The 19958-nt window shown below is 70.5% G+C and carries 21 protein-coding genes; 13 read left to right on the top strand and 8 right to left on the bottom strand.

Going from position 1 to position 19958, the window contains the following annotated elements:
• Positions 1-83: 83 nt before the first annotated feature.
• The 4 genes from hppD (at position 84) to nthA (ending at position 2505) form a co-directional block, all read left to right on the top strand.
• The gene (gene hppD, locus ACZ63I_RS16190; RefSeq protein WP_469339099.1) at positions 84-1262 is read left to right on the top strand and encodes a 4-hydroxyphenylpyruvate dioxygenase; all 1179 of its coding nucleotides are present in this window, start codon (positions 84-86) and stop codon (positions 1260-1262) included.
• Between the two features lie 85 nt (positions 1263-1347).
• On the top strand, positions 1348-1629 hold the full coding sequence (locus ACZ63I_RS16185; protein WP_469339098.1) for a hypothetical protein: 282 nt from the start codon (positions 1348-1350) through the stop codon (positions 1627-1629).
• A complete protein-coding gene (locus tag ACZ63I_RS16180; protein ID WP_469339097.1) occupies positions 1622-1921 on the top strand; it encodes an SH3-like domain-containing protein in 300 nt (99 codons plus the stop codon). The genes ACZ63I_RS16185 and ACZ63I_RS16180 overlap by 8 nt, the downstream gene beginning before the upstream one ends.
• Positions 1918-2505 carry a nitrile hydratase subunit alpha gene (gene nthA / locus ACZ63I_RS16175; protein WP_469339095.1) on the top strand — a complete coding sequence of 196 codons (588 nt, stop codon included), beginning with the start codon at positions 1918-1920 and terminating at the stop codon, positions 2503-2505. Before ACZ63I_RS16180 ends, nthA begins: the two co-directional genes overlap by 4 nt.
• 75 nt (positions 2506-2580) lie before the next feature.
• Here nthA and ACZ63I_RS16170 read toward each other — a convergent pair whose 3' ends face one another.
• Positions 2581-2886: a hypothetical protein gene (locus tag ACZ63I_RS16170; RefSeq protein WP_469339093.1), complete on the bottom strand. Its 306-nt coding sequence runs from the start codon at positions 2884-2886 to the stop codon at positions 2581-2583.
• Between the two features lie 45 nt (positions 2887-2931).
• Positions 2932-4545 (bottom strand): tetratricopeptide repeat protein, encoded by a 1614-nt coding sequence (locus ACZ63I_RS16165; protein WP_469339091.1) that lies wholly within the window; start codon positions 4543-4545, stop codon positions 2932-2934.
• Positions 4546-4642: 97 nt separating this feature from the next.
• Here ACZ63I_RS16165 and ACZ63I_RS16160 point away from each other — a divergent pair, with 97 nt between their 5' ends.
• Together ACZ63I_RS16160 and ACZ63I_RS16155 are read left to right on the top strand one after the other, a co-directional pair.
• Positions 4643-6019 carry an FAD-binding oxidoreductase gene (locus ACZ63I_RS16160; RefSeq protein ID WP_469339090.1) on the top strand — a complete coding sequence of 459 codons (1377 nt, stop codon included), beginning with the start codon at positions 4643-4645 and terminating at the stop codon, positions 6017-6019.
• A gap of 164 nt (positions 6020-6183) precedes the next feature.
• Positions 6184-7011, top strand: a complete 828-nt coding sequence (locus ACZ63I_RS16155; RefSeq protein ID WP_469339088.1) for a lipase family protein — start codon at positions 6184-6186, stop codon at positions 7009-7011.
• A gap of 56 nt (positions 7012-7067) precedes the next feature.
• Here the strand turns inward: ACZ63I_RS16155 and ACZ63I_RS16150 are convergent, their stop codons facing one another.
• Complete coding sequence (locus tag ACZ63I_RS16150; protein ID WP_469339086.1) at positions 7068-7835, bottom strand: CDP-alcohol phosphatidyltransferase family protein; 768 nt, start codon at positions 7833-7835, stop codon at positions 7068-7070.
• A 154-nt stretch (positions 7836-7989) separates the two neighbouring features.
• Positions 7990-8466, bottom strand: a complete 477-nt coding sequence (locus ACZ63I_RS16145) for an SsgA family sporulation/cell division regulator (RefSeq protein WP_469339085.1) — start codon at positions 8464-8466, stop codon at positions 7990-7992.
• Positions 8467-8589: 123 nt separating this feature from the next.
• On the opposite strand from ACZ63I_RS16145, the gene ACZ63I_RS16140 reads away from it, so the two are divergent.
• Positions 8590-9498, top strand: a complete 909-nt coding sequence (locus ACZ63I_RS16140) for an ornithine cyclodeaminase family protein (protein ID WP_469339083.1) — start codon at positions 8590-8592, stop codon at positions 9496-9498.
• Between the two features lie 54 nt (positions 9499-9552).
• Here the strand turns inward: ACZ63I_RS16140 and ACZ63I_RS16135 are convergent, their stop codons facing one another.
• Positions 9553-10524: a glycoside hydrolase family 16 protein gene (locus tag ACZ63I_RS16135; RefSeq protein ID WP_469339082.1), complete on the bottom strand. Its 972-nt coding sequence runs from the start codon at positions 10522-10524 to the stop codon at positions 9553-9555.
• A gap of 317 nt (positions 10525-10841) precedes the next feature.
• On the opposite strand from ACZ63I_RS16135, the gene ACZ63I_RS16130 reads away from it, so the two are divergent.
• Together ACZ63I_RS16130 and ACZ63I_RS16125 are read left to right on the top strand one after the other, a co-directional pair.
• Entirely contained in the window at positions 10842-12314 is a 1473-nt protein-coding gene (locus ACZ63I_RS16130; RefSeq protein ID WP_469339081.1) for an RDD family protein, read from the top strand.
• A gap of 77 nt (positions 12315-12391) precedes the next feature.
• Complete coding sequence (locus ACZ63I_RS16125; RefSeq protein WP_469339079.1) at positions 12392-13102, top strand: RDD family protein; 711 nt, start codon at positions 12392-12394, stop codon at positions 13100-13102.
• Between the two features lie 59 nt (positions 13103-13161).
• Here ACZ63I_RS16125 and ACZ63I_RS16120 read toward each other — a convergent pair whose 3' ends face one another.
• Positions 13162-13476 (bottom strand): hypothetical protein, encoded by a 315-nt coding sequence (locus ACZ63I_RS16120; RefSeq protein WP_469339077.1) that lies wholly within the window; start codon positions 13474-13476, stop codon positions 13162-13164.
• A 382-nt stretch (positions 13477-13858) separates the two neighbouring features.
• Here ACZ63I_RS16120 and ACZ63I_RS16115 point away from each other — a divergent pair, with 382 nt between their 5' ends.
• Positions 13859-16273 (top strand): immune inhibitor A domain-containing protein, encoded by a 2415-nt coding sequence (locus ACZ63I_RS16115; RefSeq protein ID WP_469339075.1) that lies wholly within the window; start codon positions 13859-13861, stop codon positions 16271-16273.
• 132 nt (positions 16274-16405) lie between these two features.
• Positions 16406-16735: a hypothetical protein gene (locus ACZ63I_RS16110; protein ID WP_041989184.1), complete on the top strand. Its 330-nt coding sequence runs from the start codon at positions 16406-16408 to the stop codon at positions 16733-16735.
• Between the two features lie 66 nt (positions 16736-16801).
• Here ACZ63I_RS16110 and ACZ63I_RS16105 read toward each other — a convergent pair whose 3' ends face one another.
• Positions 16802-17404 carry an isochorismatase family protein gene (locus ACZ63I_RS16105; protein WP_469339073.1) on the bottom strand — a complete coding sequence of 201 codons (603 nt, stop codon included), beginning with the start codon at positions 17402-17404 and terminating at the stop codon, positions 16802-16804.
• Between the two features lie 162 nt (positions 17405-17566).
• A complete protein-coding gene (locus tag ACZ63I_RS16100; RefSeq protein ID WP_469339071.1) occupies positions 17567-18895 on the bottom strand; it encodes a nicotinate phosphoribosyltransferase in 1329 nt (442 codons plus the stop codon).
• A gap of 155 nt (positions 18896-19050) precedes the next feature.
• On the opposite strand from ACZ63I_RS16100, the gene clpS reads away from it, so the two are divergent.
• Together clpS and ACZ63I_RS16090 are read left to right on the top strand one after the other, a co-directional pair.
• Positions 19051-19356 carry an ATP-dependent Clp protease adapter ClpS gene (gene clpS, locus ACZ63I_RS16095; RefSeq protein WP_469339070.1) on the top strand — a complete coding sequence of 102 codons (306 nt, stop codon included), beginning with the start codon at positions 19051-19053 and terminating at the stop codon, positions 19354-19356.
• Positions 19356-19934 carry a DUF2017 domain-containing protein gene (locus tag ACZ63I_RS16090; protein ID WP_469339069.1) on the top strand — a complete coding sequence of 193 codons (579 nt, stop codon included), beginning with the start codon at positions 19356-19358 and terminating at the stop codon, positions 19932-19934. The genes clpS and ACZ63I_RS16090 overlap by 1 nt, the downstream gene beginning before the upstream one ends.
• Positions 19935-19958 lie beyond the last annotated feature (24 nt).

Below are 19958 nucleotides of genomic sequence, written 5' to 3'. Positions count from 1 at the left end.
CCATTGTCGCTATCCGCTGTACAAAGTGCCCAGCGAATACGAGAACTGTTGCGCACCTTGTCAAACGAGGAGACGCTGAGCCCATGGCAGACACCTCGATGCACACCGACACCGCCTCTGTCCCCACCCCCGACACCGCCCCTGCGACCGCGCGTGAGGCCGATCCCTTCCCGGTCAAGGGCATGGACGCGGTCGTCTTCGCCGTCGGAAACGCCAAGCAGGCCGCGCACTACTACTCCACCGCCTTCGGCATGAAACTCGTCGCCTACGCGGGCCCGGAGAACGGCAGCCGCGAGACCGCGAGTTATGTCCTCACCAACGGTTCGGCGCGCTTCGTCTTCACGTCCGTCGTCAAGCCGTCCTCCGACTGGGGCCGCTTCCTCGACGGCCATGTCGCCGAGCACGGCGACGGCGTGGTCGACCTGGCCATCGAGGTGCCCGACGCGCGCGCCGCGTACGCGTACGCCACGGAGCACGGCGCCACCGGGCTCCAGGAGCCGTACGAGATCAAGGACGACCACGGCACGGTCGTGCTCGCCGCGATCGCCACGTACGGCACGACCCGGCACACGCTCGTCGAGCGCTCCGGCTACGACGGTCCGTACCTGCCCGGGTACGCGGCGGCCGACCCGATCGTCGAGCCCGCCGCCAAGCGCACCTTCCAGGCCATCGACCACTGCGTGGGCAACGTCGAACTGGGCCGGATGAACGAGTGGGTCGGCTTCTACAACAAGGTCATGGGCTTCACCAACATGAAGGAGTTCGTGGGCGACGACATCGCCACCGAGTACTCCGCGCTCATGTCGAAGGTCGTCGCCGACGGCACGCTCAAGGTGAAGTTCCCGATCAACGAGCCCGCGGCGGGCAAGAAGAAGTCGCAGATCGACGAGTACCTGGAGTTCTACGGCGGCGCCGGCGTCCAGCACATCGCGCTCGCCACGAACGACATCGTCGCTTCCGTACGCGCGATGCGTGCGGCGGGCGTCCAGTTCCTGGACACCCCCGACTCGTACTACGAGACACTCGGCGAGTGGGCGGGCGAGACCCGGGTGCCGATCGAGACGCTGCGCGAGCTGAAACTGCTCGTCGACCGCGACGAGGACGGCTACCTCCTGCAGATCTTCACGAAGCCCGTTCAGGATCGCCCGACAGTCTTCTTCGAAATGATCGAAAGGCACGGTTCCATGGGCTTCGGCAAGGGCAACTTCAAGGCGCTCTTCGAGGCGATCGAACGTGAGCAGGAGAAGCGCGGCAATCTCTGACGCGCCCCACCCTCGCGAACGGCCACCGGCGGCCCCCCACGGAAACTGACCCGTGGGGGGCCGCGCTGTCGGTAAGGTGCGACGCATGGCCAGGATGAACGACGTGGGCGGCATGCAGGGCTTCGGCCCCATCGACACCACCGACGACACCGAACCCTTCCACGCGGACTGGGAGGCGCGGGTGTTCGCCCTCAACAGGGCCCTCGTCGCCGAAAAGGTCTTCAACCTCGACGAGTTCCGCGACGCCATCGAATCCATGCCGCCCGCCGCGTACTTGGCCGCCTCGTACTACGAGCGCTGGTTCTACGGCATCCGTACGCTGCTGGAGCGCAAGGGCGTCGTCGCGGCCGGGGAACTCGATGACTGACACGGTCGGCCGGGGCCCCGACCGCTATCCGCCCGGTACGGCCGTACGCACCAGCCGCCACGACCCGCCGCACCACACCCGCCTGCCGCGCTACGCCCGGGGCAAGCGGGGCACGGTGGTCGAGCCGGAGGGCCGGTCGCCGCTCTCCGACGTCAACTCACAGGGGCGCGGGGACGCGCCGCTTGAGCAGGTGTACGCCGTGAGCTTCGCGGCGAGCGAGCTGTGGGGCCGGGGCGAACACCACGTCGTACTCGACCTGTTCGAGAGCTATCTGGAGGACGATCCGCAGTGAGCGGTACGCACGACGACGCCTTGATCTCCCGTCAGGTACGGCGTCTGGAAACCCTGTTGGAGGAGCGCGGCATCGTCTCGGGCGAGGCCCTGGACGAGGTCATCGACGGCTTCCTGGCCGGCGCTTCCCCCGCCAACGGCTTCCGCGTGGTGGCCAGGGCCTGGACCGACGACGCCTTCCGCGCCCGCCTGCTCGCCGACGGGACGGCGGCCGTCGCCGAACTCGGCCTGTCGGCGGGGGGAGTGAACCCGCAGCGGCTGCGCGTCGTCGAGAACACCCCCGACACCCACAACGTCATCGTCTGCACGCTGTGCTCGTGCTATCCGCTGCGGCTGCTCGGCCCGTCCCCGAGCTGGTACAAGAGCGAGGCCTACCGCTCCCGCGTGGTACGCGAACCCCGGGCGGTCCTGGGCGAGTTCGGGGTGACCCTGCCCGACACCACCGAGATCACGGTCTGGGACTCCACGTCGGAGACCCGCTACATGGTGCTGCCCCGCAGGCCCGAGGGCACGGCGGGACTCGACGAGGAGGCACTGGCGGGACTCGTCACCCGCAACGCGCTGATCGGCACCGCCGCGCTCTGAGGCGCCCGCTCTTCCGGAACCGCCGCTCTCTGAGAACCGCCGTGCGTGCACCGGCGGTTGAGGGGTACTCGGTCTCTACGGCAAAAGACCGCGAATCGTAGAAGACCTGACTCTGAAGGGGGTTTTTGTCATCGCGAAGAAGACAAGCCAGACCGGAGAAAAGGCCGCTACCGCTGCCGGTAAGTCGCTGAAGGACAAGAAGGCGACCAAGGCCAAGAAGACCGCGTCAGCCAGTGCGGTCTCCCAGGCGCCCAAGAACAAGGGCACGACCAGCAAGAAGGCAGCAACGGCCGCCGCGAAGGTGCTGAACAGCAAGAAGGCGACCAAGTCGGAGAAATCCGCCGCCGCGAGCACGCTCGCGCAGGTCGCTTCGAGCGGCAAGAAGAAGTGACCTGCGGCTGACCGGGGTTCGCCTCGGTTCGGTGGTTACGGGAGGGCTGACGCAGGGGCCGGTGGTCCCGCCGCGCCGGTCTTGGGGGCCGGTACGTCCGGCTGGGGGGCGACCGGGGCCACGAACCCCGGTCCTTCCGCCAGCGGATCGGCCTGCGGGGACGCGGCGGCGCCGGGCGGCGCCGCGTTGCCCGCCGTACCCGCGCCGACACCCGTATCCGCCGTACCCGTACCCGTCGAACTGCCGCTGCCGCCACCCGACATGTCGGCCGGGCCGCCCGCCGCCGGCTGCCCCAGCGCCTCCCTCGCCTCCCGTGCCCTCGGCGCCAGCAGCGGCGAGAAGTGCGGGTTGGTGCGCAGCGCCTGGTCGATGTGGCGGCGCGCGGGGCCCGTCATACCCAGCGTCCGCTCGATCTCCCCCCGGTGGTACGCGAAGAGCGCGCTCTGCGGGCCCTTGTCCGTCGCCTTCGTCGCGTACGGCAGCGCCCCCGTCGCGTCGCCCGCCCGGAACAGCGCCCAGCCCAGCGCGTCCGCCATCTCCACGCTGCGGTGGCCGCGACCCCACTCCGCCGTCAGCCGGTCGACGGCCGCCTGCGGGTCGCCGTGGTCGGACTCGTACCGGCCCAGGACCAACTCCTCGTCCACGCCGTTCCGCTGGGCGCGCGCCACCCGGGAGCGCAGCGCCGCGTACTGGCTCCGCGCGTCACCGTCCAGCCCGGCCGCGTCGTACAACTCGCCCAGCTCCAGGGAGTATTCGGGCAGCGGCAGCCGCGCGATCGCCGACTGGTACGCGCCGTACGCCTCGTCCGTCCTGCCCAGCGCCGCCAGCGCGCGCGCCCGTCCTGCCAGGGACGGGTGGTGGTCCTTGGCGGCCTGGAGCGCCGCGTCGTAGTGGGCCAGGGCCTCCTTCGGCTCGCCGCGCTCCCAGGCGAGTTCACCCAGCTCGTGCAGTGCGGCGGCCTTCTCCGTCGGGGACGTGGCGCGCTCGACCGCCTCGGTCGCCTTCGCGGTCGCGTCCTCGCGCCAGCCGCGCGCCCGGAAGACGTCGGCGGAACGGGCCAGCACGAGCGCGCCCGACCGGAGCTTCGTGAGCTTGTCCAGCGCCTTGGCCGCCGCCGGGTAGTCGCCGAGGCCGTCGTACGCGTCGATCAGCACCGGATACGCGTCCCACTGCTTCGGCTGCCGCGCGCGTACCTGCTCGCCCCACTTCTTGGCGGTGGCGAAGTCGTTCCGGGCGTTGGCGAGCGCACCGAGCCCGATCAGCGCCGCCGTGTTGCCCCGCGCCGCCGTCCGCGCCGTCAGCGAGCGCCGGAGCGCCCGCTCCGCCTTCGGGTAGAACGCCGGGTCCGCCCGCCGCTCCCCGCTCTCCACGTACGCCGAGCCGAGCACCGCCCACGCCTGGTCGTCCGCCGGATGCTCACGCACCCGGGTCTCCTTGTCGTGGACGAGGGCCGTCAGATCCGCCGGCGAGGCCGGCGCCCCGGCGTCCGCCGCCGCCAGCGCCCTGGCTTCGGGGCCGGCCGCCGGTGGCGCCCCCTCGTCCTTGTCAGGGACGAACACGAGGACGCCGACGACCAGCACAGCGCCCACCCCCGCTGCCAGCGCCGCCCTTCGGACCTGCTTGACCTGCTCCGTCTTCATGGCGTTCATACGGATTACTGTGCGTCAATACGACGAACACACCCGGTGTTGTGCTGAGGATCGCTTTCGGGTTCACACCGATGGCCCCGGGTGCGACTCTTGGATCATGGACAATCCTGACGATCTGCTCGCGCGGCTCCGGTCCGGCCTGCCCGAAGAGGCCCTGATCACCGATCCGGACGTGACGGCCTCGTACGCGCACGACATGGCGAGCTTCTGCGCGGCCGGCGCCCCCGCCGTGGTCGTCCTGCCCCGTACGGTCGAACAGGTCCAGCACGTCATGCGCACCGCGACCGCGCTGCGCGTCCCGGTCGTCCCGCAGGGCGCGCGTACCGGCCTGTCCGGCGCCGCGAACGCGTCCGACGGATGCGTCGTCCTGTCCCTGGTGAAGATGGACCGGATCCTGGAGATCAACGCGGTCGACCGGATCGCCGTGGTCGAGCCCGGCGTCGTCAACGCCGCACTCTCGCGCGCGGCCGGCGAGCTGGGCCTGTGCTACCCGCCCGACCCGTCGAGCTGGGAGACCTGCACCATCGGCGGCAACATCGGCACCGCGTCCGGCGGGCTGTGCTGCGTCAAGTACGGCGTGACCGCCGAGTACGTGCTCGGCCTGGACGTCGTCCTCGCCGACGGCCGCCTGCTCAGCACGGGACGGCGCACCGCCAAGGGGGTCGCGGGGTACGACCTGACGCGGCTCTTCGTCGGCTCGGAAGGCAGCCTCGGCATCGTCGTCAAGGCCGTCCTCGCCCTGAAGCCAACCCCACCGCGGCAACTGGCCCTCGCCGCCGAGTTCCCCTCGGCCGCCGCCGCCTGCGAAGCGATCTGCCGGATCATGGAGGGCGGCCACACACCGTCCCTGCTGGAGCTGATGGACCGTACGACGGTCCGCGCCGTCAACGCGCTGGCCGCCATGGGCCTGCCGGAGACCACCGAGGCCCTGCTCCTCGCCGCCTTCGACACCCCGGACCCGGCGGCCGACCTGGCGGCCGTGGGCGAACTGTGCACGGCGGCAGGCGCGACGGAAGTGGTCCCCGCCGAGACCGCCGCCGAGTCGGAGCTGCTCCTCCAGGCGCGGCGGCTCGCCCTGCCGGCCCTGGAGGCCGTCACGGGCACGACCATGATCGACGACGTGTGCGTACCGCGCTCACGCCTCGGCGACATGCTGCACGGCATCGACGCCGTCGCCCGCACGTACGCGCTGACCATCGGCGTCTGCGCCCACGCGGGCGACGGCAACACCCACCCCACCGTCTGCTTCGATCCCACCGACCCGGACGAATCCCGCCGCGCACGCGAGTCGTTCGACGAGATCATGGCGCTGGGCCTGGCCCTGGGCGGCACGATCACGGGCGAACACGGCGTCGGTGTCCTGAAGAAGGAGTGGCTGTCCCGCGAACTGGGCCCGGTGGGGCTGGAGATGCAACGCGGCATCAAGCGGACCTTCGACCCACTGGGCCTGCTGAACCCGGGCAAACTCTTCTGACCGGCCAGGGGATGTATGTCCCTGCCACCGGGTCACCCGACGGGCCGCGTCAGCGCGGGAGCGGGTTGCGCCCGTCCGGGTGGTCGATGGCGCGTCCGGCTCCGTCGCGGTCGGTGCCTGGTTACGTTGCTGGCGACCGGAGCCGGCTCTCGTGAAGGACATCCATGACCATTCCCGCGCTGGACCACGCGACGACCAGCTACTCCCTCGCGCACGCCTACTGGATGAGCCGGGCCGCCGGACTGGCCTCGCTGGACGAGGACGGGATCGAGGCCCAGGCGCACGCGTGGGGATTCGACCGCGTGCGGTACTTCGAATCGACGCACAAGATGCCGTTCCCGATCGAGGACACCCAGGCGTACGTCATGGCCAGTGACCGGATGATCGTCACGGGGTTCCGCGGGACGGAGGTGGCGAAGATCCGCGACTGGCTCACCGACGTCGACACCCCGCCCGTGCCGGGACCGGGGAACAAGGGCTTCGTGCACTACGGCTTCCACCAGGCGCTTCAGTCCGTCTATCCCCACGTCAGGGACACCATCGCGGAGTTCCGGGACCAGGGGCAGAGCGTCTGGTTCACCGGGCACAGCCTCGGCGCCGCGCTGGCGATGCTGGCGGGTGCCCGGCTGTACTTCGAGGAGCCCCGGCTGCTCGCCGACGGTGTGTACACCTTCGGTCAGCCCCGCACCTGCGAACGGCTGCTGGCCGGTGCGCACAACAAGGCGTTCTCCGACCGCTGTTACCGCTTCGTCAACAACAACGACATCGTCCCCCACCTGCCGCCCGAGCCCGCGTACACCCACGTGGACGCACTGCGCTACTTCGACGCGGCCGGCCGGCTCCACCGCAGCATGCCGCTCGCCGCGGCGCTCCAGGACCGGGTGAAGGGATTCGCGACCGACCTGTTCGCGCCCGAGACGGACGCGATCAAGGACCACCATCTGCCCAACTACATCGCCGCGTTCGAGAAGAACCTCGCCACGACCGGCTGACGCGGGCCACCGGTCGCACCGTCGGCCCGCTCCTCGCCCCGCTCCTGGCCCTCGGCTCAGCGCAGGCGGGACGACGACAGGATCGAGGTCAGGTGGGCGACCACCATGAGCCAGGTGATCGCGGTGATGGCCAGCACCGCGACGCGGGTCGGTTCCAGGCCGCCGACTATGGCGTCGGCCACCGCGACCACCAGGAGCAGCAGCGACGCCTCGATGCCGTTCGTGATGCGGTGGATCTTGAAGGCCGAGGCCAGGCGGCGGGCCGAGGCGAGACCCTCCGAGCGGGGGCGGGTCGACTCGTCGTCCGCCACCGGCAGACCGCGGCGCGCGCGGGCCACGTCGACCAGGTCCGTGGACGCCTTCAGCAGGACGATGCCGAGCGCCGCCGCCAGGCCGACCGAGATCCACAGGTTCGAACCGCCGTGCGCCGCGCGGAAACCCGCGCCGATCAGCAGCGCCGCGTCGGCCAAGTAGGCGCCAAGGCGGTCGACATAGATGCCCGCCGCGCTGTTCTGCCCCTTCCAGCGGGCGACTTCGCCGTCCACGCAGTCGAACAGCAGGAAGAGCTGGAACAGTACGGCGGCGAGCACGGCGCCCCACAGGCCAGGGATGGCCAGGGCGAAGCCCGCGGCGACACCGCACACCACCATCGTCCAGGTCAGGGCGTCAGGCGTGACGCGCGTACGCACGAGCTGGCGCGTGGCGTGCAGCGAGATGCGCCTCATGTACAGGCGGCCCGCCCAGTGTTCGCCGTTGCGGCTCTGAAGCTTTGCGTTCGGCTGGCAGACCTCGCGGAGCTCTGTCAACGCGGGGGCGATCGCCATGGCTGTTTCCTCTTCACCTGCGGTTCGGCAAACGGTCGCCCCAGGTTAGAGGAACGGCCACGCCGCCTCTCCGCTGCCCCTCGCTCCCGAACAAGCCCGCCGCGCGCCCGAACAGCCCGTCGCGCTCCCGAACACCCCCCGCACCCACGCCCCTTCACACCTCACCGTCCGCCGACTCGTCCGACGGCCACGGGTCCCGCAGCCACAGGTCGTCCGCCGGCATCGGCGTCAGCAGCCGGGACAGCCCCTCGTCGATGCCGAGCTGCGCCGTCTCCGTGCCCGGCGGCACGATCCGCAGCGTCCGCTCCACCCACGCCGAGACCGCCGCCGACGACGCTTCGAGCAGCGCGTCGCCGTCCGGCGACGTCAGCGCCAGCGACAGCACGCCACGGCCGCTGACCCTCGTCGGCCAGATCCGTACGTCACCGTGGCCGCACGGCCGGAACACACCCTCCACGAGCAGCTCCCGCGCGAACGTCCAGTGCACCGGATTGTCGCTGCCGATGTGGAAGGTGACGTGCACGGCGTACGGATCGCCGGTGCGATACGTCAACCGCGCGGGTACGGGGATACTGCGCTCGGGTGACAGGACCAGATCGACTTCCAGCTCGCGTTCCACCACGGTGTCCATGCGCGGCACTTCCTCTCCAGATACTCCCGTTACTCCGGGCGAAGGCCCAGTGGCGGGCCGTATCTACTTAGAGGGCGTACCCCCGCCGCTATGACGCGACTTTCGGCATGAAATTCTCTGCCGGTGCCTCCGCTGCTGTTCAACGATGACGATGTCCGCGCCCGGCTCGACGCGGCGACCGCCGTACGCGCCGTACGGGCGGCGATACTGGCCGGACACGAAGGCACCCTCCACGCGCCACCGCGCGTGCGCGCCGACATCGGCGGCGGCCATCTGGTCTTCACCGCGGGCCGGCTCCGCGCGCAGGGCGTCCTCGGCTTTCGCGCGTACGTCACCCGGGCCGACGCCGAGCAGCTCGTGGCCGTGTGGGGCTCGGACGACGGCGATCTGCGCGCCCTCGTGCACGGCTCGGAGCTGGGGTCGCGGCGTACGGGCGCCATCGGCGCCGTGGCCGTCGACACCCTCGCCAGGCCCGAGCCCGTCGCGCTCGGCATGGTGGGCGCGGGGACCCAGGCATGGGCCCAGTTGTGGGCGATGCGCGAGGTCCGGCAGATCACGGACGTCGTGGTGACGGCCCGTCACATCGAGCGCGCCGAGAGCTTCGCCCGCAGGGCCGCCGACGAACTGGGCGTCACCGCACGCGCCGTGGCCGGGGTCGAGGAGGCCGTACGCGACCGCGACGTGGTCGTCGTCGCCACCGACAGCCGCGTGCCCGTCCTCGAAGCGGACTGGGTCGCGCCCGGCACGCATGTGACGACGCTCGGCCCCAAGACCCTCTCGCGCCACGAGGTGCCCGCCGAGCTGGCCGACCGGGCGGCGTTGCTCGTCACCGACTCGGTCGCCCAGGCCGCCGGCTACCCCGAGCCGCACGTCCTGCCGGTCGACCGCATGGTGGACCTCGGCGCCGTCCTGGCCGGGGCGATCCCGGGCAGGACGGACGCCGAGCAGATCACGCTGTTCTCGTCGGTCGGCCTCGCCGGTACGGAGGTGGCGGTGGCCGCCGCCCTGTGGGAGACGGCGCGGCAGCGATGACCCGCCGCCTCACCCCACCCGGCTGCGACAGCCTGTCGACTGCCCGCAACCGTCCTACGACTGGCTGACGTTGACGGCGAACCAGTCCACGCTCATGCCGGCGCCCGAGCTGATGTCGGCGGACGGCGAGGTGCAGCCGCAGACCTTGTTCGGGTACGAGCCGCCGATCGCGACGTCGAAGATGGCGAAGAAGCCGTGGTCGACTGCCGCCTGCCAGGTCGGGGTCGAGACCTCGCTCTGGTTCACGGCGAACGTCTGGACCCCGTCCAGATAGAACCGCAGTTGCTCGGCGGCGGCGTTCGTGCGGTCCACGATGACGGAGTACGTGTGGTACCCCGTCTGGCAGCCGTCGCACGGCTGCAGACCACTGCTGATGCCGTCCGGGTCGTGGCACTCGCCGGCCCACTGCCCGCAGTGGAACGTCGTCGAGTGCTGGCTGAGCCCGTTGACGTCCTCCATGATGTCCAGCTCGCCGATGCTCGGCCAGTTGGTCGCGCTGACCGGCCGCGCGTCCGCGCCCATCGCCCAGAAGGCGGGCCAATAGCCCAGCCCGCTCGCGGGGTTGGGCTGCTGGAGCGAGGCGCTGATCTCGACCTGGCCGCCGGCGGGTGCGCCGAAGTCGGTGCGCTGCGTCTCGACCCGGCCGGAGGTCCACTGCCCGGCGGCGTCCTTGATCGGCTTGATCACCATATGACCGTCGCCGTCTTGGTAGACGTTGTCGGTCGAGTCGGTGGCGGTCTCGATCTCGCCCGTACCCCAGTTACCCGCGCCGCCGGGGTAGCTGGTGCCGAGGTCGTACAGCCAGTCGGCCCGGTTCAGTCCGGTGCCGGCCGCGCCGTTGAAGTCGTCCCGGAAGACGGTGGTCCAGTCGGCCGCCGCCGCTCCGGCCGTGTCGGCCGAAACGACGGGGGCGGTGCTGGCGGAGGCGGTGGTGGCCGAGGTGGCCGTGAGGCCGACGAGTCCGGTCACAGCGAGGGACAGGGCGGCCAGGAACGCCGGCAGACGTCGGCGCGGGTTTCGTGCCATGGGGGCCATGGGAGCTGCTTTCGGTTGTGGGGGGAGTGGAGATGGGGGTGGGGGTGAGGGTGGGAGAGGAGGTGGACGTGAGGCGCGAGTGGGGTTTTGAGAGCGCTCTCACCCTCGACTGTCATGCACCTGATACAAAGGGGTCAAGGGGTCGGACCGGCTTTTGCGGGGAAGTACTGACGTCGGTGGATAGCACACCCTGGCGAGCCAACCCCCGAATGCGGTCGATGTGTTGGTCTCCTTCTTCCGCCTGGTGCGTTCTTCGTTAATGTCTCCCTTGGACACGGCGCTTGGTGAGTTGAACGGAGTTGGGGTCAGTGGCTACTCCCCCTGGTGACGGTGGGACCGCACCCCGGGAAGGGTTTTATCCGGACCCGTCGATCCCCGGGTACGTCCGGTACTGGAACGGCGCCGCCTGGGTGCCCGGTACGAGCCGGCCCGCCCCCGAGGGCAGCGGCGCGGCCCCGCGGCAGCCGGGTCCCGCGGCCCAGGGGCGGCCCGAGCGGGGAGCTGCCACGCCCGCCGTCGAGGAGACAGGCCCCGTCTTCTTCGACGAGGACCCGCCCGAGGATCCCCGCCAGGAGCCGGCTTCCGTGTGGCAGGCAGACGTGTCCCGGCAGACCGGCTTCGGCGGCGAGCGCGACCGCCGCGTCTCCTGGGGCGCGCCGGACCCCCGCCTCCCAGGTCCCGCGCCGATGCCCGCCGACACGCCTCCCGCCCCCCGTGCGCCCCGTGCCATCGCCCCGCCCGCGTCCGGCCCCGGTGACGGCGAGCCGCCGAGCGACGGTACGGTCGCGATCCGCGCCATGCGACGCGGCATCAGCCCCGGGCGCGGCACCGGTATCGGCTCGGACCGCCCGGAAGCGAACCGCCCCCAGAACGCGGGACCGGACCCGGACCCGGACCAGAGCCAGAGCCGGCCGCCTTCCGTGGACAGCACCATGGCCATCCGGGCGCTGCGCGCCGCCCGCCGCGCGAAAGGCGAGGAGGAAGCGCCACCGGCGCCGCCCGCGCAGGACCGGCCGCAGCTCCCCGCCGAGTCCCACCAGGCTCAGCAGCCCCGCCGGCCCCAGCAGGAAGCGTCCGCCCCCTGGGCCCGCCAGGTACACGAACTGGCCCAGCCGCCCGCCACCCCCGCCGCGTCCGCGTCACGGGCGCTCCCGCCCGCCTCACCGGGACCGGCCGCAGCGCACGGACCGGCCGCAGCGCACGGACCGGCCGCAGCGCACGGACCGGCCGCCGCCGAGCCGCCCGTCGTCCCCTGGAAGCCGCCGGCCGCCGACCCGTTCCTGCAGATGGCGCAGGCCGCGGCGCGCCCCGCAGGCCTCGGCAGGCGGTTCCTGGCGCGACTGATCGACACGGTCGTCCTCGGCGCGATCGTCGGCGCCGTCGCCGTACCGCTCGCGGCCAGGGCCAGGACTCATTTGGACGAGAAGATCGACGCGGCGAAGCAGACCGGCCGTACGGTCACGGTCTGGCTGCTCGACGGCACGACAGGCGGCTACCTCGGCGCCGTGGTCGGCGCGCTGCTGGTCGTCGGAATCCTCTACGAGGCGCTGCCGACCGGTAAATGGGGCCGCACGCTCGGCAAGAAGCTCTGCGGGCTGCGGGTGTGCGGCATCGAGTCCCACGAAGCCCCCGGCTTCGGCGCCGCGCTGCGCCGCTGGCTGGTCTACAGCGTGCTGGGGGTGCTCGTCGTGGGCGTCTTCAACGTGCTGTGGTGCCTGGTCGACCGGCCGTGGCGGCAGTGCTGGCACGACAAGGCGGCCCGCACCTTCGTGGCCAGGTGACATCCGGCCGGTGACCATTCGTCCGAACGGCGGGTGCTGCCGTTGCGGGCGCCTTCCGCGCGCGGTGCACTGCCCTCATGAGCAACGATCAGCCGACGCCCGGTCAGCCGCCGGATGACGACCCGTTCCGGAAGCGGCCGCAGCCCCCGCACGAGCCGCCGCCCGGGTCGCCGTACGGAGGCGACTCGCCGCCGCCGTACAACCCGAACGAGTTCGGCGGCGGAGGCCCGTACGCGGGCGGTCCCTACGGCGGCGGAGGTCCGTACGGCGGCGGCCAGTACGGCGGCGACGGTTCGGATCCGCTCAGCGGGATGCCGCCGCTCGCGCCCTTCGGCAGGCGGCTGCTCGCCCGGATCATCGACGCGCTGATCATCCTGATCCCGCTGGCGATCATCTCGCTGGCGGTCGGCGGCTTCCATGTGTCGACGTCGAACGGCAACAGCGAGTGGGACAACTTCAACGACCAGGTCAACACCGGCAGGCAGTGGCTCTGGTCGGTCATCTCGATCATCGCGTACGTCGGCTACGACACGCTGATGGTCAGCAGGACGGGGCAGACCCTCGGCAAGCGCTGGCTGGGACTGCGGGTGGGCATGCTGAACGACGGCACGCTGCCGAAGATGAACGCCTCGCTGCTGCGCGCCGCCGTGCTGTGGCTGCCGGCGCTGCTCTGCTGCTACTGCATCTGGTGGCTCGTCATCATCGTGACGATCCTGGCGAGTCGGCCCTACAAACAGGGCTGGCACGACAAGGCGGCGAGAACGGTGGTCGTCGTAGCGAACACCTAGAACCGGAGAGCCGGGCAACCCGGCAACCGGAGAGCCGGAGAGCCGTAGAAAGGCGCGTGCTACCGGCGCACGGAGTGCGGCCGGCCGACCGCCGCGACCTGGGTACGCCGTGAAGAACGCGCCGGAGCCGCCGACGCCGGGGCCCCCATGGACGTCTGGGCGCTGTCGGCGGTCGCCGACTCCTGCGCCGCCGCCTGCGAACGGCGCGGCATCGGTACGGTCACCGCGACGAGCAGGCCGAGCGCGAGCGCGGCCAGGCCGATGACGGCCACGCCGATGCCGGAGGTCGTACCGGAGAGAAGCAGCATGGCCAGCGTCGAACAGATGACAGTGGCGGAACCGTAGGCGAGCTGTGCGGCATTCGGACGCGGCATGGCTGTATCCGTCCCTCGGAACGTCTGTATGGGGTGTCTCGCGTATCTCGGCACGCAGGTCGCACTACGAAGCGACTCTACGACGGTGAATGCCCGACTGGCACGTGTAGTAAGCGTGACCTAACCCACGGTGCCGGTGCACGGGGGGCGCATCGATTCACGCGACCCCCCAACTTCGGGGGACAGTGCGCCCGTGTCGGACATGGCGGACGTCCGGATACCGGAAAGTGGCTACTGCATAGTGCACTTGCTGTGCACAAGTCAAGACTGTCTTTTCTCCTCCAACTCCGATCAAATAGCGCCACTTATGTCGCGCATACGCGCGCGGATCCCCCAACTCCCGGTCCGCGAGCAGCGAGCGCGGGGGAGGATCAACCATCAAGTGATCAGCAATCGACGGGCGAGACGTTTCGGGGCGGTGGTCGTGGCCCTTGCCGCGACCGCGGCGACGGCGTCCGCCTTCTCACCGGCCCAGGCCGAGGCGAACCCCACCTCTGGATCGGCCCAGATCGAACGGCACGACCCCCAGCCCCAGAAGGGCCAGGTCGACCACGATCTCGACGGACCCTTCAGCAAGAAGCAGGCGGCCGAGCGCAAGGCCGCGCTGAACAACGTCCTGTCCGGTCGCGCGAAGCTGGAGAAGCGCGGCGGGTCGCAGGTCGTGAAGCTCGGCAACAAGAAGTACGTCGAGCTGGGCCGCGAGAAGACCGACAAGATCTTCACCATCCTCGCGGAGTTCGGCGACCAGGTCGACAACACCACGATGTACGACCCGGACGGCGCCGGGCCCGAGGCGCCGATCAAGAAGTACGGCGGCACCCCCGGCCCGCAGCACAACGAGATAGCCGAGCCCGACCGCAAGGTGGACAACTCCACCGACTGGCAGGCCGACTACAACCAGCAGCACTTCCAGGACCTCTACTTCGGTGAGGGCAAGGACAAGAAGACCGGCAAAGAGAAGAACTCGCTGAAGACGTACTACGAGAAGACGTCCTCCGGGCGCTACTCGGTCGACGGCGAAGTCACCGCCTGGGTCAAGGTCCCCTACAACGAGGCCCGTTACGGCTCGAACTACTGCGGCGACACCAACTGCAACAACGTCTGGGACACCGTCCGCGACGGCGTCACCGCCTTCGCGGCGCAGCAGAAGGCCGCGGGCAAGACGGACGCCCAGATCAAGGCGGACCTCGCCCAGTACGACCAGTGGGACCGGTACGACTTCGACGGCGACGGCAACTTCAACGAGCCCGACGGGTACATCGACCACTTCCAGATCGTCCACGCCGGTGAGGACGAGTCGGCAGGCGGCGGCGCCGAGGGCACCAACGCCCTGTGGGCGCACCGCTGGTACGCGTACGGCACGGACGCGGGCGCCACTGGCCCGGCGGACAACAAGTCCGGCGGTACCCAGATCGGCAACACCGGTATCTGGGTCGGCGACTACACCATGCAGCCGGAGAACGGCGGACTCGGGGTCTTCGCCCACGAGTACGGCCACGACCTCGGCCTGCCCGACAACTACGACACCGCGGGCGGCGAGAACTCCACGTCGTTCTGGGACCTGATGTCGTCGGGTTCCTGGCTCGGCACCGGCAAGAACGCGATCGGTGACCTGCCGGGCGACATGACCGCGTGGGACAAGCTGCAACTCGGCTGGCTCAACTACGCCGAGGGCAAGGCGGCCACCAAGTCGACCGCCAAGCTGGGTGTTTCGGAGTACAACACGAAGAACCCCCAGGCGCTCGTCGTCGAGCTGCCCGAGAAGACGCAGACCACGACCGTGGTGAAGCCCGCTGAGGGCGCCACCCAGTGGTGGAGCGACTCGGGTGACAACCTCAAGAACACCCTGACGCGTTCGGTTGATCTGACCGGCAAGTCGACCGCGTCCCTGGACCTCCAGGGCTGGTGGGACATCGAAGAGGGCTACGACTACCTCTACGCCGAGGTGTCCACGGACGGCGGCGCCAACTGGACCGTGCTCGACGGCACAGCGGACGGTGCGCCCATCGGGCGCGACGGCAGCGACAAGCCGGCGCTGAGCGGTTCCTCCGGCACGTACAAGCCGCTGTCGTACTCGCTCGACGCGTACGCGGGCAAGAAGTTCGACCTGCGCTTCCGCTACCAGACGGACGGTGGAGTGGCCCTGAAGGGCTTCGCCGCCGACACGATCAGCGTCAACGCCGACGGCGCCGCGCTGTTCACCGACAACGCGGAGACCGCGGACCCGGCGTGGACCGCTGCGGGCTTCTCCCGTATCGGCGAGTCCTTCAGCAAGGAGTACGACCAGTACTACATCGCTGAGAACCGCCAGTACGTCTCGTACGACACCACGCTGAAGACCGGCCCGTACAACTTCGGCTTCACCGCGCCGAAGGACAACTGGGTCGAGCACTACCCGTACCAGAACGGCCTGCTGATCTGGTACTGGGACACCTCGCAGAAGGACAACAACACCAGCGTCCACCCCGGTTCGGGTCTCATCCTGCCGGTCGACGCCCACCCGAAGCCGTTGAAGTGGTCCAACGGCACGGTGATGCGCAACAGGATCCAGGCGTACGACTCGGCCTTCAGTTGGTGGCCGACGCCGGGCTTCACGCTGCACAACGCCAATGTCCCGACCAAGGTCAAGCCGCAGGGCGGGCTCACCGCCTTCGACGACCACAAGGGCAAGTACTGGGACGCAGGCAACCCGGGCGGCAGCGTCCAGGTTCCTGACACCAACACCAAGATCAGCATCGTCGACCAGCCGATCAGCGGCTCGACGATCACGGTCAAGGTGGGCCCCTCCACCCGATAATCCGTATCACCGCAGGTCAGAGCATGATCGGCCGTCGCCCTCTAGCGGGCGGCGGCCGTTCGTGTTTAGGTGCGTCTACGGATCTCTTATTGACACGGCGTCTCACGGCGCCTCCCGGGGGAGAGGAAAACCATGGCAGGTGGAGGCTTCAGCAAGCTTCCGAACGGCAGCGTGGTGGTGGCACTGACCCTGCCGAGACCCGCTGCCGAGGGCGGCACCGTACGGGTGCTCGTCCATGCGGGAAACCGCGCCCGCGCCCTGACCAGGCTGCGGAACCTCGGCTTGCGCGCGGTGTATCTGCGCGGTAACGCGGAGCCACCGACGCTGGACGAGATCACGGCCGTCCTGCACCATCCGGACGGCCTGCTGTGGCGGGGCACCCCGGAGTGCCAGGAGGAGCTGTGGCAGCCGATACGGGCCCTGCTGCGCCCTCGGGCCGCCGTGGCCAGGGCGGGGCACTGAGACCACGCACCAGGCCCCTCGGTGACGGCTGAGCGCCCCGAGCCTCCCGCAGGTTGGCGGGAGGGATCAGGCCGGGCGGACCACCGGCTTGCCGCTCAGCTCGACACCGGCCTCCGCCAGCTCCTCAAGGGCGCGCTCCGTCGTCCGCTCGGCGACGCCCGCCGTCAGGTCCAGCAGCACATGCGTACCGAAGCCCTCGCGGGCCGCGTCCAGCGCCGTGGCCCGTACGCAGTGGTCCGTCGCGATCCCGACCACGTCGACCGCCGTGACATGGCGCGCCCGCAGCCACTCCGCCAGGCGTACGCCGTTCTCGTCGGCGCCCTCGAAGCCGCTGTACGCGGCCGAGTACGCGCCCTTGTCGAAGACCGCGTCGATCGCGCCTGACGCGACGGCCGGGGCGAAGTTGGGGTGGAATCCCACGCCCTCCGTGCCGGCCACGCAGTGGACCGGCCAGGTGTGCACGTAGTCCGGCGTGGCCGGGGGCTTGGCGAAGTGGTTGCCGGGGTTGATGTGGTGGTCGCGGGTGGCCACCACATGGCGGTAGCCGGCCGTCGACTGGGCTATCAGGTCGGTGACCGCTGCGGCGACGTCGGCGCCGCCGGCCACCGCGAGGCTGCCGCCCTCGCAGAAGTCGTTCTGCACGTCGACGACGATCAGTGCGCGATGCATGGCGGAAGTGTCCTCACGTGGGGATCGGCCGTGGCCGGTGGTTTCGAGCCTAGGGTCTGCGACCGCCTTGCGGGAGAGGGACCGACTGCTCTTGAACGTCTGGATGCCTGCCCCGGAAGCGGGCACCCATGCCGCAACCGGCGCACATCGTACGTATCGCGCTCAGACATATTCCGTCGGAATGACCGGCTCGCCCCTGGAGAGCTGGATCGCCGACATCGGCAGCCCCGCGCGGGCCGCGATGTGCCGCTCGCGCACCGCGTCCAGCGGCTCGCGTGCGACGACCTCGCCGCCCTTGACCAGCTCGACCAGCAACTGCCTGTCCAGCAGTTCGGCGGGGACGGGTCCGGTGCCGAGGACCTCCGCCTCCGCGTACCCCTCGGCGTCCAGCCGGCGCGCCGCCCACTTGCGCCCGCCGATCGAGGTCTTCCCGCCGGTGGACTTCTTCGCCACGGGCTGGAGCGGCGCCTTCGGGTCGGCGGACTGCGCGCGGGCGACGATCTTGTAGACCATCGAGCAGGTGGGCTGCCCGCTGCCGGTGACGAGCTGCGTACCGACGCCGTACGCGTCGACGGGGGCGGCCGCCAGTGAGGCGATGGCGTACTCGTCCAGGTCCGAGGTGACCACGATCTTGGTGTTGCCCGCGCCCAGCTCGTCGAGCTGCTGGCGCACCCGGTGCGCGACCAGCAGCAGATCGCCCGAGTCGATCCGTACGGCGCCCAGCTCGGGCCCGGCGATCTCGACGGCCGTGCGCACCGCCTCGGTCACGTCGTACGTGTCGACCAGCAGCGTCGTGCCGCGGCCGAGCGAGTCGACCTGCGCCTGGAACGCGTCGCGCTCGCTGTCGTGCAGCAGGGTGAAGGCGTGCGCGCTCGTGCCGACGGTGGGGATGCCGTAGCGGAAGCCCGCCGCGAGGTCCGAGGTGGTGTCGAAGCCGCCCACGTACGCGGCGCGTGAGGCGGCGACGGCCGCCAGCTCGTGCGTGCGCCGGGCGCCCATCTCGATCAGCCCGCGCCCGCCGGCCGCCGCCGACATCCGGGAGGCGGCGGCGGCGATCGCCGAGTCGTGGTTGAGGATCGACAGGATCACGGTCTCCAGCAGGACGCACTCGGCGAAGGAGCCCTCGACCCGCAGGATCGGCGAGCCCGGGAAGTACACCTCGCCCTCCGGGTAGCCCCAGATGTCGCCGCTGAAGCGGTACGAGGCCAGCCAGTCGAGTGTCGCCTCGTCCACGATCCGCTGCTCCCGCAGGAAGCCCAGCACGTCCGCGTCGAACCGGAAGTTCTCCACGGCGTCCAGGACGCGGCCGGTGCCCGCGACGACCCCGTAGCGGCGCCCCTCGGGCAGCCGCCGGGTGAAGGCCTCGAAGACCGAGCGGCGGTCCGCCGTGCCCGCGCGCAGCGCCGCCTGCAGCATCGTCAGCTCGTACTGGTCGGTGAAGAGCGCGGTCGACGGCACGTCCACCGGGAGCCCCAGATCCGGAGTGTTCATATTTTGATGCTACCCCCAATACTCGTCAGAGTGACGATTTCGATGGTCCGTTTGTGCGACAGGGGCTCCTGGGTGGCAGCATGGACCTGTGGGTGCCCGGCGGCGCCGCGAAGAGATCCGGCAGGACCGGCGAGAGAAGAAGGTCGTCCCGAACCGTGAGTGTTGCTCCGACTGAGATCGAACTCCCCGAATCGGCAGAGGAGACCTCCGTCGTCCCCGAGCCGGACGTGCCCTGGGTGACGATCGTCCACAACGACCCGGTCAACCTCATGAGTTACGTGGCCTACGTCTTCCAGACCTACTTCGGCTACTCCAAGGACAAGGCGAACAAGCTGATGCTCGACGTCCATCACAAGGGCAGGGCCGTCGTGTCCAGCGGCAGCCGCGAGGAGATGGAACGCGACGTGCAGGCGATGCACGGCTTCGGCCTGTGGGCGACCCTCACGCAGGACCGCGACTGATGGCCGGGCACTTCGAGGCCGTACCCGGCGGCGGCGCCGCCGTCGCGCTCGACGAGGTCGAGATCTCCATCCTGCGCTCGCTCGCCGTCCAACTGCTGGAGCTGATCGGCCCCGCCGACGTACCGGCCGAGGGCACGGACCCGCTCGCCGCGCTGTTCACCGAGGGCCCCAGCGAACCGCCCGCCGACCCGGCGCTCGCCCGGCTCTTCCCCGACGCCTACGGCGACGGCGACGAGGAACTGCGGGAGTTCTCCTCCGAGTTCAGGCGCTTCACCGAGAACGACCTGCGCGACCGCAAGCGCGCCGACGGGGTCGCCGTCGTCCGCTCCCTGGACGCGCTCAACGCGTCCGGCGCCGGTGACGCCGTTCTGAAACTGACCCCCGACGAGTGCGCCCACTGGCTCGGCGCGCTCAACGACCTGCGGCTGACGATCGGCACCCGGCTCGACGTCACGGACGAGGACGAGGGCGGCGAGCTGTACCGGCTGCCCGACTCCGACCCGCGCAAGCCGATGGTCATGGCGTATCTGTGGCTCGGCGCGCTCCAGGAGACACTCGTGGAGACGATGATGCCCTGACCGGGCAGCGCGGTTGCCCGTAAT

Source organism: Streptomyces sp. NPDC087906, assembly GCF_055584925.1.
The sequence above is the reverse complement of the archived record's forward strand: the minus strand, read 5'-3'. Positions and strand labels throughout refer to the sequence as shown.

Coding starts and splice junctions, on each gene's coding strand:
- ACZ63I_RS16100 (WP_469339071.1), bottom strand. CDS start 18,895: ATGAACACTCCGGATCTGGGGCTCCCGGTGGACGTGCCGTCGACCGCG.
- ACZ63I_RS16185 (WP_469339098.1), top strand. CDS start 1,348: ATGGCCAGGATGAACGACGTGGGCGGCATGCAGGGCTTCGGCCCCATC.
- ACZ63I_RS16090 (WP_469339069.1), top strand. CDS start 19,356: ATGGCCGGGCACTTCGAGGCCGTACCCGGCGGCGGCGCCGCCGTCGCG.
- hppD (WP_469339099.1), top strand. CDS start 84: ATGGCAGACACCTCGATGCACACCGACACCGCCTCTGTCCCCACCCCC.
- ACZ63I_RS16120 (WP_469339077.1), bottom strand. CDS start 13,476: ATGCCGCGTCCGAATGCCGCACAGCTCGCCTACGGTTCCGCCACTGTC.
- ACZ63I_RS16110 (WP_041989184.1), top strand. CDS start 16,406: ATGGCAGGTGGAGGCTTCAGCAAGCTTCCGAACGGCAGCGTGGTGGTG.
- ACZ63I_RS16145 (WP_469339085.1), bottom strand. CDS start 8,466: ATGGACACCGTGGTGGAACGCGAGCTGGAAGTCGATCTGGTCCTGTCA.
- ACZ63I_RS16125 (WP_469339079.1), top strand. CDS start 12,392: ATGAGCAACGATCAGCCGACGCCCGGTCAGCCGCCGGATGACGACCCG.
- ACZ63I_RS16155 (WP_469339088.1), top strand. CDS start 6,184: ATGACCATTCCCGCGCTGGACCACGCGACGACCAGCTACTCCCTCGCG.
- ACZ63I_RS16135 (WP_469339082.1), bottom strand. CDS start 10,524: ATGGCACGAAACCCGCGCCGACGTCTGCCGGCGTTCCTGGCCGCCCTG.
- ACZ63I_RS16105 (WP_469339073.1), bottom strand. CDS start 17,404: ATGCATCGCGCACTGATCGTCGTCGACGTGCAGAACGACTTCTGCGAG.
- ACZ63I_RS16150 (WP_469339086.1), bottom strand. CDS start 7,835: ATGGCGATCGCCCCCGCGTTGACAGAGCTCCGCGAGGTCTGCCAGCCG.
- ACZ63I_RS16180 (WP_469339097.1), top strand. CDS start 1,622: ATGACTGACACGGTCGGCCGGGGCCCCGACCGCTATCCGCCCGGTACG.
- ACZ63I_RS16165 (WP_469339091.1), bottom strand. CDS start 4,545: ATGAACGCCATGAAGACGGAGCAGGTCAAGCAGGTCCGAAGGGCGGCG.
- ACZ63I_RS16160 (WP_469339090.1), top strand. CDS start 4,643: ATGGACAATCCTGACGATCTGCTCGCGCGGCTCCGGTCCGGCCTGCCC.